Raw genomic sequence first — 16,483 nt, forward strand, 5'->3', positions numbered from 1 at the left:
TATTATGCGTAACTGGATAATAAAATACCGCCTTTACCACATTCCTTTCTGGATAGCCTATCACTTACTGTGGATGTTTATTAATGTAGGTAGTTTTAATGATATGTTATTTTACCTGTTTCTGAATGAAACACCTGTAAAATTCATAGGTTATATCATTTTCCAGGCTGCCGGCGCTTATTTTAATCTCTATTATCTCATTCCTAAGTATCTATACCCTGGCCGGTACAAAACCTATATTTTTCTTGTGATAATGACCGTATTGGTATGTTCAGCACTCATTACGCTGGGTTATTATTTAAACGCATGGACATCAAGCAAAACATTCACCGAGTTATTCGGTAAACGTCCCGATCAGTTTCTGTCAATATTTTCTGTTATGGCTTTGCCATCAACTGCGGGAGCAATGACTTTGGCCATGAGCGTAAAACTGGGCAAGAACTGGCTAAACGCAGAAAAGAAAAGACTGGTGCTTGAAAAGGAGAATCTGGAAACGGAATTAAAATACCTGAAATCGCAGATCAATCCGCACTTTCTATTCAATACCATTAATTCGATCTTTGTTCTCATCCATAAAAACCCCGACCTGGCGTCGGAATCACTTGCCTCCTTTTCTGAAATGCTTCGTTACCAGCTTTATGAGTGTAACGAAAAAGAAATTCCATTAAACAAGGAGCTCACGTTCCTCGAAAATTTTATTGAACTGGAATCGCTCCGGCTGCATGAAAACCAAACGGACCTTTCTTTCAATATCAATCATTCCACAGTGCACAATAGTTATATTGCCCCGTTCATGCTGCTACCCTTTGTGGAGAATGCATTTAAGCACCTTTCGAAAGGCAGAACACGGCAACACTTTATAAAAATGGACCTTTCTCTAACGGACCAACGGATCTTAGAATTACATATAGAGAACAGCAGAAATTTGGAGACAGAGGATACGCCTGCTTTATCAGGTATCGGCCTTACCAATGTGCGGCGCCGGTTGAACCTGGTATATCCGGGTAAACATGAAATTTACGTTGGGAAAGAACCTGCTAAATTTAAAGTAATATTGAAAATTAATTTGGCATGAAACTGAAATGTATAATAACGGATGATGAGCCGCTTTCCGCTGAAGGGCTTTCAAAGTATATTGAAGTGATTGACTACCTCGAACTGGTGACTGTTGCACAAAACCCGCTTGAGCTGAACAAATTACTGGAAAGCCAGCCTGTAGATCTTATTTTCCTGGATATTCAAATGCCTTTTATGACGGGCCTTGATTTTCTAAAAATAAAGACCAGCCTGCCCATGGTCATTCTCACCACCGCTTATTCCGATTATGCCATTGAAGGTTTTCAATTAGACGTGATAGATTACCTGTTAAAGCCGATCACTTTTACCCGGTTCTTAAAAGCTACCAATAAAGCAAAAGACTATTATCTACTTAAGAATAATAAAATTGAAAACCCAGTAACTGCAGCACCGGATTATGCATTCATCAAATGTGAAAATAAGTATGAGAAGATATATATAGGAGAGATCCTGTTTGTTCAGGCACTTCAGAATTATGTAATTATCTATACCAGCAATAGTAAGTTCATGACACTTCTGCCACTGAAAACAGTGGAGACATACCTTGACAAGAGAAAGTTTTTAAGGGTTCACAAATCCTATCTGGTAGCTATTGCAAAGATCGACAGTATCGACGGTAATGATATACGCATTCAACAGCACAATATTCCTATAAGCCGAAATTTACGTGACGAAGTGATAGAGGTAGTTGTGAAGAGTAAGCTGATGAGTAAATGATTGAATAAGATTGCTTATTTGAACAAGATGTTATACCTTGTTACGTTTTCTTACCCTTAACTCTAAATGATGATGGTTTTTCTTAAGTCCCTTACGCCAAAAAAGTATTTGTTTCTTTTCTCTTTTACTATTTTAAGTGTTTTACAATCTTTGGCTCAGGCGCCTGTTATAACTTCTTTTTCACCTTCTTCGGGCCCGGTAGGAACAGCTGTTACCATAACAGGAAGCGCGGATTTTATAGAAAGTAATGCTTTAAAATAAAATGAAATTATTTAATATCATATTTGCCATTGTGGCTTTATTGGTACCAGGCATTGAAAAAGGCCATGCGCAGCAATCTTTTTACAATATTACCAATGCCAGGTACCTCGATTCTGTTACTGCGGATTTCATTTGTGCAGCTGATTCAATGGTTTATCCTGCCAGTTACAAAATGAAATCGCTGAAAAAAGAACTGCCGGTCATAGGGGTTTTAAATAGTTTTTTCGACAGCACTTTTGAAGTAGATCAGGTGAGCGATAAATTAAAAAAAATCAGGTATGCAAAAGTTAGTAAAACAGAAACCGAAATTGGGTTAATTAAGGTAATTGATATTAATATCAATGGAAGCTATCTGCATGCAAAAGTAACACTCGACTGTATTGGCAACAGTGTAATAAGAAAAAAATGCATATTAAGCAGTCATACCGAAGCCAGGTGTGGTTTGTATGGAAACAGAATTCCTGATTTTAAGTTGTTTAAAACTTTTGTAGTTCCAAAACTGCAGTTCCTGATCAAAGTAATAGATTATTCTGAAATAATTGCGACAAGTTTCTTACAAAACAACCTGGTAAAAGTTGCTGAGATCTATAAAGACTACCGGTTTAATATTCCATCGGATAAAGCAAAAAAAGACGATTGGATCAATAACATTTTATACAATCAATACAACAGCGATAAAGCGTGCTGTTACAGTTATGTGCAGGCCCCTAAGGATTTTGTTGCGTTGATTAAGAACGGACAAATAGCATTGATCTGTGATTTGCTTTATTCACCTAATTATTTATATGCGGTGAATGCCATGGAAGCAATGATTTACCTGGCAAATGAGAACAAGCTGGTTATAAATGACACCATCAGAGCTAAGATGGAATCGCTGAAATTGGAGAAATCAACAATGACAGTTCAAAGATCCTTCGATACTTTTAAAATTGTTCGATGGTATAATGAATTAAAAACAACCGACAATCAGGTTATTCAAAAATATCGGGCTGGTATTAATTAAAACGGCTACCTTTCTATAAATATTACCTGGTAAAAATCAAACAGAATGGTAAACAGATCCTTCACTCCATTTCCAAATTTGACAACCGCAAGACTAACCCTTAGACAGTTATCAACAGATGACGGGGAAAGTATTTTTGCTTTGCGTTCTGACAAAGAGATAAACAAGTATCTTGAGAGACAACCAAGCCAGACAATCGAAGACGCAATCAACTTTATCAACAAGATAAATGATATCATTGAAAAAAATGATGGGATCTATTGGGTAATAACCCTGACAGATAGTAACGCCTTTGTTGGAACAATTTGCCTTTTTAGCTTTTCAAACGAAGAAGATAAGTGCGAGATCGGTTACGAACTTTTGACAAATTATCAGGGACAGGGAATAATGAAAGAGGCGGCTGAAAAAGTTATTGACTATGCCTTTCATACCTTGCAGCTTCAAAAAATTGAGGCATTTACTCATAACGACAATCAGCATTCAACCAAACTTTTGTTGAAGTTTGGATTTAAAAAATCAATAGAAGCTGACATGGAAAACCCTGACTTTGCAATTTACACCCTGACCAATTGAGACCTGTAAGAGCTATCAACCTACTTTTAGAAAATCTCGTTCATTATAATTTGTTTATCCTTGTCCTTTGTGATCAATGATATTTTACCTCCGTCAAAATAATACAAAAACCTGCCATGTGTCTTTGCCAATGTCTTTACGAAGTCAATAACCAGTTCCGGGTCACTACCCATGCCTATCTCGAACATATTTATAGGAGCAGTTTCACTTGAAAAGTTTGAGAAAATCAACCAGAGTCCAATATTAGCTCCTTTTGTTGCCTTCAATTCCACACGAAATGCCCCCGTTGCCCATGGCATCCCACGTTTTGGAGATCTTGTTGTGATAATCCATATAACCATATGTATATGGAGGAAGGTAAAAGCCTGGTGAAAAATCCCGCTAATTGGAAACTGGTTTCCAGGAACGGAAAGCAATGGATGAAAAAACGTTACTTTAAAGTAAAACGGAAATGGTGGAGTGGGTTTACTACTCTTTATGGGTGGTAAGTTATTTCTAATTCACCAGCTTAAGCAAAAGCCCTGAAACGCAAAATAGAAAAGCGTTTCAGGGCTTTTTTGTCGTTGGTCTATAAAGGTGTAACTTACTTATTAACCTTAAAAACTACCTGATATGTCAAAATCAAAAACCATCATTCTTATTCACGGAAATTTTGTAAACAACGACAGCTGGACGGAATGGAAGCGTTACTATGAACAAAAGTGTTATAAGGGCAGGTATAAAGATAAAAATAGTCGGATTGATGTAAAGATATTTGAAGACAAAAGTCACTTCATTTGCGGGGAACCAGGTTGGGAAAAAGTAGCTGATTATATTTTAGCCTGGTATGAATCTTAAGAAAGGTTCTTCTTCATCGATCCTGCAAAAACAGCCTTTACATTTTCCTGCAAATTTTGTGTTTTTATATAACCGTAAAATGAATCAAAAGGAATTGACTCAAACCGCTGTTTAACTCTCAACATTTCAGGCTGTGATAAGGGAATACGATTTGGAAAGCTACGGAAAACGGAAAAGTGTTTTTTGCTTGGGGAAAGAAACAACGTGTCGCCGCAAATTATGGTCCCTTCTTTCGACAAAAAAGGCACATGCAAAATACTGCTGCCTTCAAAATGTCCGCCTATCAGCAATATTTTCATTCCATCCCACAAGGGCAATTCATCACCTTGCCAAAGATGAATGTGTGGTCCTTTTACCATAATATGTTCTGCATCGTTGTTATGAATAAATACAGGACAATCGAAAACACTTGCCCACTCATTCATATTGCTGTAATAATGCGGATGCGAAAATGCAATCGCTTTCAGCCCTCCTTTCGATCTAATGAATTCAATCGTGAGTTCATCGAGCATCGGAATGCAATCCCACAATACGTTCCCTTCATCTGACAAAACCAATAAAGCTCTTTGACCAATAGCAAATATGGGATTGATCTCTATTTCATAAAGCCGCTCATGAAGCTTATTCAGTTTAATACTGTGTTTCCGGTGAAGGTCTTGGGTTTTTGTCCAGCTTTGTCCCGTCTCCGGAATGTACTGACGCTCATCACTACAGATAACACATAGTTTTGGTGCTTGGTCTGCAGGGTAATAGGTGCCGCAGGTGCTGCAAATGATTTGTTCTTTCATTTAATGGATGTTACGTTTTAGTAAAAGGTGGTTACAATTTATTCGGCAACCATGTGCATCGATATGGCAATGCGGTTCCAGCTATTGGTTACGGTAGTTATAAAAATGAGTTGGGCAATTTCAGTTTCACTGAAATACTTTTTTGCATTTTGAAAAGTATCTTCCCTTAATCCGGCTTCATGGATCTTTGTTATTTCTTCTGCTAATTTTAATGCAGCCCGCTCTGCTTCCGTGAAGAAAGGAGTCTCCCACCAGGCACTGATCGCAAACACCCTTTGCTCGGTTTCCCCGGCCTTTCTTGCATCCTGTGAGTGAAGGTTCACGCAATACCCACAGCCATTGAGCTGTGATGTTCTTAATTTTACGAGTTCAGCCAGTTTCTTTTCGATTGTAAAAGTTGAGATCTGCTTTTCTGCTGCATTCATTGCTTTATAAACACCGGCTTCCGCGGCGTCAATGTTCATTCTTTCTTTCATAAATAGTGTTTTTGACATATCAAAGCTATATCTTTACTGGATTATCCAAATAATCCAGAATCAACAAATAAGCTAATCCAGATGTCTTTACTGAAAGAGCTGATCACCATAGATGACAAGTCTGAAGTATCTGTGTATTTGCAGATCACCAATTTAATTATTCATCATATAAGGCATGGAAGATTAAGAAAGGGGTTGAAACTTCCTGGTTCAAGAGAACTGGCAGTTATGTTGGGTATTAACCGCATGACTGTAGTGGCGGCTTACCAGGAACTGGAAGCGCAAGGCTGGATTGAAATGCTACCTAAAAAGGGGACATTTGTAAAAGCAAATCTTCCTGTATTGTCACCTAAGCAACTGGCTGGCAATGTTGCGGATTTCAGTCTTCCTGAACAACCAGGCTTTAATTATGATCAGAAAAGAATTATTCCGGTTGCTTTTTCCGATTTTCCACCAACAGATAAACTTGCTTTTAATGATGGCTTTCCTGATGTTCGCCTTGCTCCAATAGAAGAGTTCACAAGATGCATGCGGAGCCTTTCACGCCTTTCTGCAAATAAAAAATATTTACAATACGGTGGTGCGCAAGGCACTTTGTTACTAAGACAAACACTTGCCAATTTTTTGTGCGACACCAGGGGTTTATCAATTACTGCTGATAATATTTTAATTACGAAGGGGTCACAAATGGGGATCTTCATTGCAACTTCTGTAATTATTAATCCTGGTGATGAGGTAATAGTTGGCGTGCCTGGTTACCGTATGGCCAATCTTACTTTTCAGCAACTGGGAGCAAAACTGATCTATGTTCCTGTTGATGAGGATGGCATGGATATCAACGCAGTTGAAAAACTTTGTGAGAAGAAAAAGATACGACTTGTATATGTGATCCCGCATCATCACAATCCAACTACAGTTACGCTGTCGCCTGAAAGAAGAATGCATTTGCTTAAACTTGCGACTAAATACAGGTTTGCGATCATTGAAGATGATTATGATTACGATTTTCATTATTCAAGCAAACCAATAATGCCTATGGCCAGTTATGATAGCAAGGGTAACGTAATTTATATTGGTACACTTACTAAAACCTTCGCACCAGCTGTAAGGCTCGGTTTTATAGTGGCGCCAAAGGAATTTATACAAACGGCCACTTATTTCCGTAAGCATATAGACATGCAGGGAGACAGCTTAATGGAAAATGCCATTGCTGAATTATACAAAGATGGAACAATTGCAAGGCACATAAAGAAGTCGGTGAAGTTGTATAAAGAAAGAAGAGATCATTTCTGTGATTGTCTTCAAAAAGAATTAACCGGTCATATTTCATTTAAAGTTCCCGATGGTGGCATGTCGGTATATACAACCTTTTTAAAACACGATCTAAAGATAATTTCCCGCAAGGCGTTTGACAAGGGTTTGATCATGAAAGATGGAACCACCTTTGACGTAGGTAAGCAGCAATTTAATGCTATACGACTTGGTTTTGCCTCGTTGAATTTTAAAGAGCAGCTACAAGCGCTAAAAATTATTAGAGAAGTGATGAATATGAAGCTATAGGGGCAAACACCCCCGATGTATCAGGGGTGTTTGCGTTTTTGTAATGAGTTTACAAACCTGCTATTTTAACATTTGAGATCAGCATATGCGTTGGGCTATTGAAATCGGCGCCGAATTTAAAGGTGCTGTATGTTCTATTACCTTCAAAGGCATGATTAATGTCGTATGTTTTTTCCTGATTGATGTATACCCGTAAACGTTCGCCTTCTTTTTTAAACGCCATGTGATTTATTTTTCCGCCTGTAGTATAGGCATCGCTATTAACATGGGAACTCAGGTCTTTGCCTTTACATTCTACATAAGCGCTGCCGCCCGAGTATATTCTAAATTGCAGGTAAGGGTTAGAAGGGTATCTGTCAAAATTCCCATCGAGCGCATCTTCAAAATCAACATACAGTGTACTGCTACTTCCACCGTCAATGATGACGTCAAACTCAACAGTAAAATCTTTGGGAAGACCGGTTTTTATTTTGGGAATATATAAGCCATTGCTTGTAATAGAAAACCAGTTGCCGGGAAATTGTTGCAGGGTAACCACTTCACCGCTGGCATTGGTGAGCCATTTAACAGGGAAATTTCCCTTTTTGGTGGAGTCAAAATGATCTATAAACAACAACGTGTTGCCGGGTACAAAATCATAGACCGTATTAATAGTAACGCTGTTGCCTGAGGCGGTTGGTTTGGTAGCATCTGTGTCGGCGGGTTTGTTCTTGTTTTTCTTTTTAAATAGTCCACCCACTTTATCAATAGTGTTTCCCACTCTGTCGGCGGTATTGCCTACCTGGTCAACAGTTGATTGTGCGTGGCTGCCAAAAGGAATGATTGCAATAATTAATACAGGTAATGCAGCAATGAATTGCATTTTGCGCATAGGTTTTGTTTTAATGGAAAAAATAAAATTGCTTTATTCAGGGTCCATTAGGGGGTAACCTATCAGTCGGTAAGCGATATATTTTATTACAACGGTGACTGGGTATTTTACTTACGGAACCTATGTTTTTATTTATTATCATGATTCTCGTCAAGCACCTAATGATTTTTATAATTAATCTGGCTAATTTTGATTGGGGATTTTTTATTGAAGAATAGTTTATCCTAATAAAATTCCTGTCATAACGCACTTCATTGATTACTACGATTCACTGCCCTTGTTAAAAATAACATCAGTCTGCGTCCCCTCGTATTTCCCCAACTAAAATGAAAAACAATGAAGAGGTTTATCATTAACAGCCGAATTGTTATTCTACTGGGCTTTTGCCTTGCCATGGTTGTTCAGGGTTGCAAAAAAGGTGACCTTCCTCATGGTATTCCTAAACCACCAAAACCGCTGGTTACAGGCCTGAAGGAGCTCCAGGGCAGTACCGTTGGCCCCGACGGGGCTTTGTACGTTACTGCACCGCTCGATGGCACCATCTGGCGTGTTAACCCCAAGACCGGCGCCGTGCGGTCCTTCGCTACCGGATTTCCGAAGCGCATTCCCGACCTGTACTACATTGGTAGTGGAGTGGTTGATGTGGCCTTCCGCGGCCAAACTGCATATGCGCTGGTTACCGGTGTTGCGCCAGACCTCGATGGTCACGACACTGTAGGTATCTACCGGGTAAACGGGCCCAATAGCTTTACCGTTGTGGCGGATATCGGCGCATGGTCTATTGCCCATCCCCCGGTGCCTGCCTTCTTCGTGCCCACGGGCTTTCAATACGCGCTTGAACCCTATCGCGACGGTTTCATTGTTACAGACGGACATCATAACCGCGTACTTTATGTCACCCTCACGGGTGAGGTTACTGAGGTGATCGCTTTCGCAGATGTTGTACCAACCGGACTGGCGGTGAGAGGCAACACGATCTATGTTACCGAAGCCGGTCCCATTCCTCACCTGCCTGAGAATGCCAAACTCATGTCCATCTCGAAAAAACCGCCAACAGCCACGGAGGTTGCCTCTGCCGCCGGGTTGGATGTTGGGTTATTTGTAGACGTGGAATTTAGCCACGGAAATGCGCTCTATGTTCTTGCTCAGGGCAAATGGGATGGTCCCTTTGAAGGTGCACCTGCGTTGCCGAACACCGGCGCGCTCCTGAATCTGAGATCAAATAATACCTTTAAAGTGGTAGCAGACGGTCTTAACCAGCCCACCTCAATGGAGTTCATTGGCGACAACGCGTACGTAGTTAGTCTCGCCGGCGAGGTATGGGAGATAGACAACGTGTGGTCTCTGCCATATGATCTTTAACTGTCAATAAATGATAAAAGCCCTGAAGTTCTTTACAGATAAGCGTTTCAGGGCTTTCGTATATTTATTTTTATACTACGCAGATTCACTGCGTAGTTAGGTTTTATTTTTACAGTATTAAAGATATCCGTTGAATAATTCTAACAATATGATAACTGGAAAAGAAATAATTGAATTAGGTTACAGACCTTCAAAATGGTTTAAAGAAGCGATAGAATATGCGAATAAACATAACCTGCAAGGTGAAGCACTTGCCTCATATATTAAGACCATTGCACCTGTAACTATTGAACCGTTCGATAAGCCGTTGCCTTTTCATAAAAATATTACAGCAGAAACTGAAGCTGAAATGGCAAATGTTCAACAGGTTTTTGATACCATGAATGTACTAATGAGAACGCCAACATTGGTAAAAGGTGTTGTAATGCCCGATGCTTGTCCTACTGGTGAAGTTGGGCAAATTCCTGTAGGTGGTGTAGTAGCCGCAAAGAACGCTATTCACCCGGCTATGCATAGTGCAGACATTTGTTGTTCTGTAATGATGACTAATTTTGGCAACATATCGCCTAAAGAAGTTTTAGATAAAGCGCATTCCGTTACGCATTTTGGTGGCGGTGGCCGGCCTGAGTTCTCTGATCTGCCAAAAGACCTGGAAGAACGAATTGTAGCAAATAAATTCTTTGACAATCAGGCGAGTTTAAATTTAGCAAAATCTCATTTAGGAACACAAGGCGACGGTAATCACTTTTTATTTGTAGGGATCTCAAAACAAACCGGCGAAACAATGATGGTAACCCATCATGGAAGCCGTGGTTTTGGTGCAAACCTTTATACACAGGGAATGAAAGTAGCTGAAATGTTTAGAAAAGACATTTCGCCACAAACGCTTCCTAAAAATGCCTGGATACCATATGATACAAACGAAGGTAGTTCTTACTGGGAGGCATTGCAAATAGTAAGAGACTGGACAAAACTTAATCATACCACTATTCATAATGCCACTCTTGAAAAGTTAAAAACAGATATGGTGGACAGGTTTTGGAATGAACACAATTTTGTATTTAAGGACGAAGACTTGTTTTATCACGCCAAAGGCGCTACGCCATTGGATGATAAATTTGTTCCTGATAGCAAAAATGGCTTGCGCCTGATCCCTTTGAATATGAGTATGCCAGTTTTGATCGTAAAGGGACAAACGACGGAAAGCAACCTGGGTTTTGCACCACACGGAGCGGGTAGAAACTTAAGTAGAAAAGCGCATAAAAGGACAAAAGCGAACAAAACGATTGAAGAGGTTTTTGCAGAAGAAACGCAGGGACTTGATATTAGATTTTTTTCCAACAACATAGATGTATCTGAATTGCCAAGTGCCTATAAAGATGCGCATGCTGTAAAACGTCAAATGCAGGAATTTGGGCTTGGTGATGTGGTAGATGAAATTATGCCTTATGGTTGTATTATGGCCGGAGACTGGGAAATTGATGCGCCCTGGCGTAAAAAGTTTAAAAGGTAAAAGCTGCTATTTTGGGTTGAATAATTAAATAATTAATGATCGAGGAGCCTTGAGAACCGTTCTCAAGGCTCTTTTTATTTAGCTTTCAAATATTCTGTTGAACATTTAGTTATTATATCTATGGCCATGCTGGTTTCCATATAGCTTGCCAGGTATTCCCACTCCTTGCCAATGATTCCTTCAGCAAAATAGCCATGCTCCTTTCCCTGTTCTATCATTTGTATATCTACCGGGTCTATTGCAGGGTTTTCTGAGATGGCAAATGACCATTCATGCCATCTCGCTCTAAAGTAAAACGAAAAACCATTTATGGTACCCCATGCCTGTACCGGGGCCGGGCCATCTATTCTACCTTTTAAGTTCAGGTCGGGGTTTTCAAATTCCTGCATATATGGATACATAGCTTCAACATGTTATTTAATTAAATGTACAACATCGCTGGATTTCCTATGCATATACATATATCTGCTATGTGTATTGTTCTGTTTCTTATAGCATAGACATCAGGGTTAAAATCGATCAAAAACTGGATAAAATTGGATAAGGGCCATATGTGTGCTAAACAAAGCTATCTTGATAACTTGCATTAATATAGTTTATCATACCCGGGTATAGTCTCCGTTCCCCTCCCAATGATTGCCTGCTTTATAACCATGATTTGCAAAAGAGTTGAGCTCGTTTTGATTTAAAACCAAAATTATCAGTTACATGAGAAAATTTATACCACTGCTCGCAGTGCTGGTATGCATTGCGCTATGCGCATCTGCGCAAACTGAAACGGTCTCCGGAACAATTCTTGATAAAGCCGGCGCCCCCATTCCCAACGCATCCATTATTATTAAAGGCACCAGATTGGCTACGGTAGCCGATCTAAATGGAAATTTCACCATGCAGGTTAACCGCGGCGCCATGCTTACGGTTACTGCTGTTACGTACAAATCTTTTAACATAAGGTCGCAAAGCGGCGCTCCTATGATCATTAAACTGGAAAGCGCTGAGCTCCTGATGGACGAAGTTATTGTTACCGCCGGCGGTATTAAATCCAAAAGAAAAGAGATAGGTACGGCTAACACCGTTATAAAGTCTGATCTGCTTTTAGCCGGCAAATCAACCAATATTGCCGGTGGTATGCAGGGCAAAGTGGCCGGTCTGCAGATCAGCGGAACAGCCGGTGGCGTAAACCCCAGCTTCAGGCTTATTTTGCGCGGACAAAGATCTCTTACGGGTAACAACCAGGCCCTGGTGGTGCTTGATAACGTTATTGTTCCTAACGAGGTACTGGGCAATCTTAACCCCGAAGATGTGGATGAACTGGTAGTGCTAAACGGCGCAGGTGCCGCAGCGTTATATGGCTCACAGGCTTCCAACGGAGCTGTTGTGATCTCTACTAAAAAAGGGAAAAAAGGTGTTACCGAAGTAACTGTTTCGAACACGATCTCATTACAGTCGCTGGCTTATTTCCCCAAACTGCAAAAGAAATTTGGCGCCGGCGGCAGCGCCTATGGTAGCGATGTAAACGGCGCTCCGCTGTTCTCTTACCTCGAAAACCAGTCGTATGGCCCCGAATATGATGGCGTAAAACGTGCGCTGGGACCGGCATTGGAAGATGGATCCCAGGATTCTGCTGTTTACGCTTATAACTCAGGTCACTTAAAGTTCTGGAACGTGGGCGTTACCAATCAGTCTGATTTTTCACTGCAGAACGGTGATGAACGCTCAACTATGTTTCTTTCCGGACAATACGCCACCACCACTGGCACCACACCCGGCGACAAATACAACCGGGCATCTGTGCGGGTTAATGGCACCCGCAAAATTGCAAACACTATCAATGCTACTTACAGCGCGGCTTATATTCAAAACCGGTACGACGTAACTTCTCAAACCGGTAACGTATATGTGAATCTGTTAAATATGCCAACAAATGTTGACATTCAAAAATATAAAGACTGGCGAACCAACAAATTCGCCAATCCGAATGGCTTTTATAATCCCTGGTACCAGAACCCTTATTTTACCATAGATAATTACCGGCAAAAAACAAGGAACGATTATCTTACCGCCAATATAGAAATAAAGTTTGCACCTTTTAACGGGCTCGATCTTATTGCCCGGCAGGGTGTGGTAACCAAGAATACTTCCTATAAAAACACCGTTGGCGCTTTTACTTATACCGATTTTGCGAAACATACCGATGCCAGTTCCAAATCTGATATTCCGGCATCTGTATCTGATTTCAGCGGGTATAATACACAATTGCTGAGCGATGCCTTTGTACAATACAATAAAAAAGCAGGCGAGTTTGATCTTAAGTTGATTGCCGGCGGCCAATGGCGTCAGGACCAGGCCAAGAATGTTTTAGTATCTGCAAGCGGACTGGTTATACCTGGTTTGTATAACGTAAGTAATGGTGTAGGAACACCCGGGGCCAGCGAATCGAATTTTCTGGCACGCCAAACAGGCGCTTATGGCGATATCCGCATTGGCTTTAAAGATTATTTATTCTTACATGCTACAGGCCGTAACGACTGGGTATCTACGCTGTCGCCCAATAACCGATCCTTCTTTTATCCTTCTGCAGATGTTTCATTTATTGCAACAGACGCTCTTAATATCCTTGCCGAAACCACGCCCATTTCTTACCTCAAACTAAGGGCCGGCTGGTCGAAAGTAGGTCAGGTAAACCTGGGTGGTACTTATGGCGCTTACCAGCTGGAGCCAACGTACTACCAGGCAAGCGGCTTTCCATTTGGATCGCAGGCCGGATTTACCGTTGGCAATACACTTGTTTCGAACAACCTGAAACCTGAAATTACCAAAGGGTATGAAGCCGGTTTCGATTTGAACATGTTTAACGATCGGTTTACCTCTTCCGTTACCTGGTACGATACCAAAACCGATGATCAAACGGTAACAACCAGCATCTCTAACAGTACCGGCTTTACCAATTTGTTAACCAACACCGGTCAAACTCAAAGCCGTGGGTTAGAAGTTACTGCACATATTACTGCCTACCGCTCAAAGAACTGGGAGGTTAATATTGGTGGTAACTATACCTACCTCGATAATAATGTAAACTTTATCAGTGCCGATCTTCCCAAGCTTTCTTTGTCGTCGAGCGGAACAGCCAACGCTTATGCGGTGGCGGGACAGGCATTTCCGGTAATTATGGGTTATGATTATAACCGCGATCCGCAGGGGCATGTTATTGTGGACGGTATTACCGGACTGCCTACTAAATCTGATACAATATCTATACTAGGTAGTGCCGTTGCTAAAAACCGGGTAGGTTTTGATGGAACGGTTAAGTTTAAGAATTTCCGCTTTTACTTTCTGTTTGAATATCGAGGCGGCTACAAAATATTTAATGGCATTGGTACAGAGCTCGACTGGTCGGGAACCGGCTATCGTACGGCTGTGTACAACCGCCAGCGTTTTGTATTTCCCAATTCTGTTATTGCCGATCCTAATAATGCCGGTAAGTTTATTCCCAATAATGATATTACAGTTAAAAACGGTAATGGTAATAATGGTTTCTGGACCGATGGCATTAACCGCGATGTAACCTCCAATTATCTCTCTTCGGGTAACTTCCTCAAATTAAGAGAGATCTCTATTTCCTATGATGTGCCTGCCAGCGTGCTGATGAAAACCAAAGTTATTAAAGGCATCACCATCAGTGCCCAGGCCCGTAACTTATTAATGTGGCTCACTAAGGATAATTATTATACCGACCCTGAATACAGTGCTGCCGGCAGCGATAACAATGGTATTGGGTTGAACAGCATTAACCAAACGCCACCATCGCGTTTTTACGGCGGTACCCTAACGTTTAAATTTTAATGAATACTTATTGAGGAAGTCTTTAAATATTATTGATCATGAAGAATATAATTGCAATACTATATATAGGATCAATGGTACTCGTTACCTCCTGTAAAAAATATTTCGATGTTAATGCCAATCCGAATAATGCAACTTCGGCTACACCCGAATTGATATTGCCGCAGGCAATTACTGCTTCTGCAGGTAATTTAAATGCTTTTAATACTTATGGTGCGCAGCTGACTGGTTATATGGCCAATGCCGGTGGATATGGCGGTTTTGGTGTATCGTTTACTTATAATTTCACGTCCTCTAACTTTAACAATCTTTGGGCCGGCGTATATGATAATCTGGAAGATTACCAGGCCATACTAAACAAAACAAGTGATGTGGCCACTTATAGCTATTTCAATGCAGCGGCGAGAATTATGAAGGTGTTCAGTTTTCAGTTACTGGTAGATGCTTATAACGATGTTCCGTATATTGAAGCGCTGCAGGGAGCCAATAAACTCTCTCCTGCTTATACCGATGCCAAAGAAATATACAAGGACCTCGCCAGCCAGCTAGATACCGCAATAAATACCATTAATGCGGGCGCCACCACAGTTGCTGTAAAACCGTTAGGCACCTCGGATGTGTTATTCAAAGGAGATGTGAAACTTTGGAAAAAACTGGCGAATACCTTAAAACTTCGTTTAGTCATACATGCTAATGGGAAGGTAAATTTTGCAAATACAAATTTTAGCAGCGATGGTTTTTTAACTACCGACGCATTGATAAACCCCGGTTTTGTACGGGACAACGGCAAGCAAAACCCGGAATGGGATACATGGACCTGGACTTACTCCGGTTCTGCCAGAGGTAAAGCCTGGATGCCTTCGACATTTATAATGACGTTCTATAATGGTATAAAATTAACCGATGCCGGAAGAGGCGCTGCTGTATATTATCAGTTCCCTTCTACCCCATCCAATACCCTGGGTTATGAAAACAACAGCATATCCTCAAGCCCGGAGGGTAGTTTTTGGTACCCCGGTACCGACCGTGGCGGTTCTTCTGCAGGTGATGCAACCGGAGCCTTGAAAGGGCCTGATGCGGGTATGCCATTGATAACAGCTGCGGAAAGTTATTTTCTTCAGGCCGAAGGAGTGGTAAATGGTATTCTGTCAACCGGCAATGCAGAAGCACTGTTTAAGAATGGTATTACCGCTTCGTTTAAATATTTGTATGCAAAACCTGATGGTACTATAACGGGAACACCTGAGGCTGATGCTGCAGATTATATTTTAAATAATAATAGCAGTTACCTGGCCGATTTTTCAAAAGCAGGTACAAAAGAACAGAAATTAGAAGCGATCATTACCCAGAAATATATAGCGTTGAATATGGTGAACAGTGATGAAGCATGGAATGAATATCGCCGTACGCATTATCCTGTACTGGTAAATACCGCGGGCGCCAACGGTACGCAAACATTTGCTTCTACAGAATCAGAATCAACCAGGCCCGACAGGTTGCCAACCCGGATCTTATATCCTGTTTCTGAAGGAGCTTACAACTCCTCCAATCTTCCTAAAAACATTACACCGTTTTCATCACTTATTTTTTGGGCACAATAGT

General features: G+C 40.9%; 17 protein-coding genes. 12 read left to right on the plus strand and 5 right to left on the minus strand.

Translation table 11 applies throughout. The features are described from left to right. The first annotated feature begins 4 nt into the window (after window positions 1-4). The 5 genes from GGD38_RS20980 (at window position 5) to GGD38_RS21000 (ending at window position 3,631) form a co-directional block, all read left to right on the plus strand. Window positions 5-1,075, plus strand: coding sequence for a sensor histidine kinase (locus GGD38_RS20980; RefSeq protein ID WP_375301156.1), 1,071 nt, complete (start codon window positions 5-7; stop codon window positions 1,073-1,075). Then, window positions 1,072-1,794 (plus strand): LytR/AlgR family response regulator transcription factor, encoded by a 723-nt coding sequence (locus GGD38_RS20985; protein ID WP_375301157.1) that lies wholly within the window; start codon window positions 1,072-1,074, stop codon window positions 1,792-1,794. The genes GGD38_RS20980 and GGD38_RS20985 overlap by 4 nt, the downstream gene beginning before the upstream one ends. A 72-nt stretch (window positions 1,795-1,866) precedes the next feature. Continuing rightward, window positions 1,867-2,055, plus strand: coding sequence for an IPT/TIG domain-containing protein (locus GGD38_RS20990; protein WP_375303733.1), 189 nt, complete (start codon window positions 1,867-1,869; stop codon window positions 2,053-2,055). A 1-nt stretch (window position 2,056) separates the two neighbouring features. Beyond that, the gene (locus GGD38_RS20995; protein WP_375301158.1) at window positions 2,057-3,058 is read left to right on the plus strand and encodes a hypothetical protein; all 1,002 of its coding nucleotides are present in this window, start codon (window positions 2,057-2,059) and stop codon (window positions 3,056-3,058) included. 45 nt (window positions 3,059-3,103) lie between these two features. Next, window positions 3,104-3,631: a GNAT family N-acetyltransferase gene (locus tag GGD38_RS21000; RefSeq protein WP_375301159.1), complete on the plus strand. Its 528-nt coding sequence runs from the start codon at window positions 3,104-3,106 to the stop codon at window positions 3,629-3,631. A 26-nt stretch (window positions 3,632-3,657) separates the two neighbouring features. On the opposite strand, the gene GGD38_RS21005 is transcribed toward GGD38_RS21000, so the two are convergent. Beyond that, the gene (locus GGD38_RS21005) at window positions 3,658-3,972 is read right to left on the minus strand and encodes a hypothetical protein (RefSeq protein ID WP_375301160.1); all 315 of its coding nucleotides are present in this window, start codon (window positions 3,970-3,972) and stop codon (window positions 3,658-3,660) included. A gap of 6 nt (window positions 3,973-3,978) precedes the next feature. On the opposite strand from GGD38_RS21005, the gene GGD38_RS21010 reads away from it, so the two are divergent. Continuing rightward, window positions 3,979-4,119: a hypothetical protein gene (locus GGD38_RS21010; RefSeq protein ID WP_375301161.1), complete on the plus strand. Its 141-nt coding sequence runs from the start codon at window positions 3,979-3,981 to the stop codon at window positions 4,117-4,119. 124 nt (window positions 4,120-4,243) lie between these two features. Further along, window positions 4,244-4,468 carry a hypothetical protein gene (locus GGD38_RS21015; protein ID WP_375301162.1) on the plus strand — a complete coding sequence of 75 codons (225 nt, stop codon included), beginning with the start codon at window positions 4,244-4,246 and terminating at the stop codon, window positions 4,466-4,468. Here the strand turns inward: GGD38_RS21015 and GGD38_RS21020 are convergent. Further along, entirely contained in the window at window positions 4,465-5,256 is a 792-nt protein-coding gene (locus GGD38_RS21020; protein ID WP_375301163.1) for an MBL fold metallo-hydrolase, read from the minus strand. The two genes, GGD38_RS21015 and GGD38_RS21020, sit on opposite strands and share 4 nt — an antisense overlap. A gap of 38 nt (window positions 5,257-5,294) precedes the next feature. Then, on the minus strand, window positions 5,295-5,732 hold the full coding sequence (locus tag GGD38_RS21025) for a carboxymuconolactone decarboxylase family protein (RefSeq protein WP_375301164.1): 438 nt from the start codon (window positions 5,730-5,732) through the stop codon (window positions 5,295-5,297). Window positions 5,733-5,813: 81 nt separating this feature from the next. Here GGD38_RS21025 and GGD38_RS21030 point away from each other — a divergent pair, with 81 nt between their 5' ends. Continuing rightward, window positions 5,814-7,292, plus strand: a complete 1,479-nt coding sequence (locus GGD38_RS21030) for a PLP-dependent aminotransferase family protein (RefSeq protein ID WP_375303875.1) — start codon at window positions 5,814-5,816, stop codon at window positions 7,290-7,292. A 49-nt stretch (window positions 7,293-7,341) separates the two neighbouring features. On the opposite strand, the gene GGD38_RS21035 is transcribed toward GGD38_RS21030, so the two are convergent. Beyond that, window positions 7,342-8,163 carry a hypothetical protein gene (locus tag GGD38_RS21035; protein WP_375301167.1) on the minus strand — a complete coding sequence of 274 codons (822 nt, stop codon included), beginning with the start codon at window positions 8,161-8,163 and terminating at the stop codon, window positions 7,342-7,344. A 336-nt stretch (window positions 8,164-8,499) separates the two neighbouring features. On the opposite strand from GGD38_RS21035, the gene GGD38_RS21040 reads away from it, so the two are divergent. Beyond that, complete coding sequence (locus GGD38_RS21040; protein WP_375301168.1) at window positions 8,500-9,525, plus strand: ScyD/ScyE family protein; 1,026 nt, start codon at window positions 8,500-8,502, stop codon at window positions 9,523-9,525. A gap of 148 nt (window positions 9,526-9,673) precedes the next feature. Then, on the plus strand, window positions 9,674-11,038 hold the full coding sequence (locus GGD38_RS21045) for an RtcB family protein (RefSeq protein WP_375301169.1): 1,365 nt from the start codon (window positions 9,674-9,676) through the stop codon (window positions 11,036-11,038). 74 nt (window positions 11,039-11,112) lie between these two features. Here GGD38_RS21045 and GGD38_RS21050 read toward each other — a convergent pair whose 3' ends face one another. After that, window positions 11,113-11,439 (minus strand): hypothetical protein, encoded by a 327-nt coding sequence (locus GGD38_RS21050; RefSeq protein WP_375301170.1) that lies wholly within the window; start codon window positions 11,437-11,439, stop codon window positions 11,113-11,115. 307 nt (window positions 11,440-11,746) lie between these two features. Here GGD38_RS21050 and GGD38_RS21055 point away from each other — a divergent pair, with 307 nt between their 5' ends. Continuing rightward, window positions 11,747-14,881 carry a SusC/RagA family TonB-linked outer membrane protein gene (locus GGD38_RS21055; RefSeq protein ID WP_375301171.1) on the plus strand — a complete coding sequence of 1,045 codons (3,135 nt, stop codon included), beginning with the start codon at window positions 11,747-11,749 and terminating at the stop codon, window positions 14,879-14,881. A 38-nt stretch (window positions 14,882-14,919) separates the two neighbouring features. Then, window positions 14,920-16,482: a SusD/RagB family nutrient-binding outer membrane lipoprotein gene (locus GGD38_RS21060; RefSeq protein ID WP_375301172.1), complete on the plus strand. Its 1,563-nt coding sequence runs from the start codon at window positions 14,920-14,922 to the stop codon at window positions 16,480-16,482. Window position 16,483: the final 1 nt, after the last annotated feature.

Origin of the sequence: Niastella sp. OAS944 (genome assembly GCA_024809215.1) — a bacterium.
Taxonomy (GTDB): domain Bacteria; phylum Bacteroidota; class Bacteroidia; order Chitinophagales; family Chitinophagaceae; genus Niastella.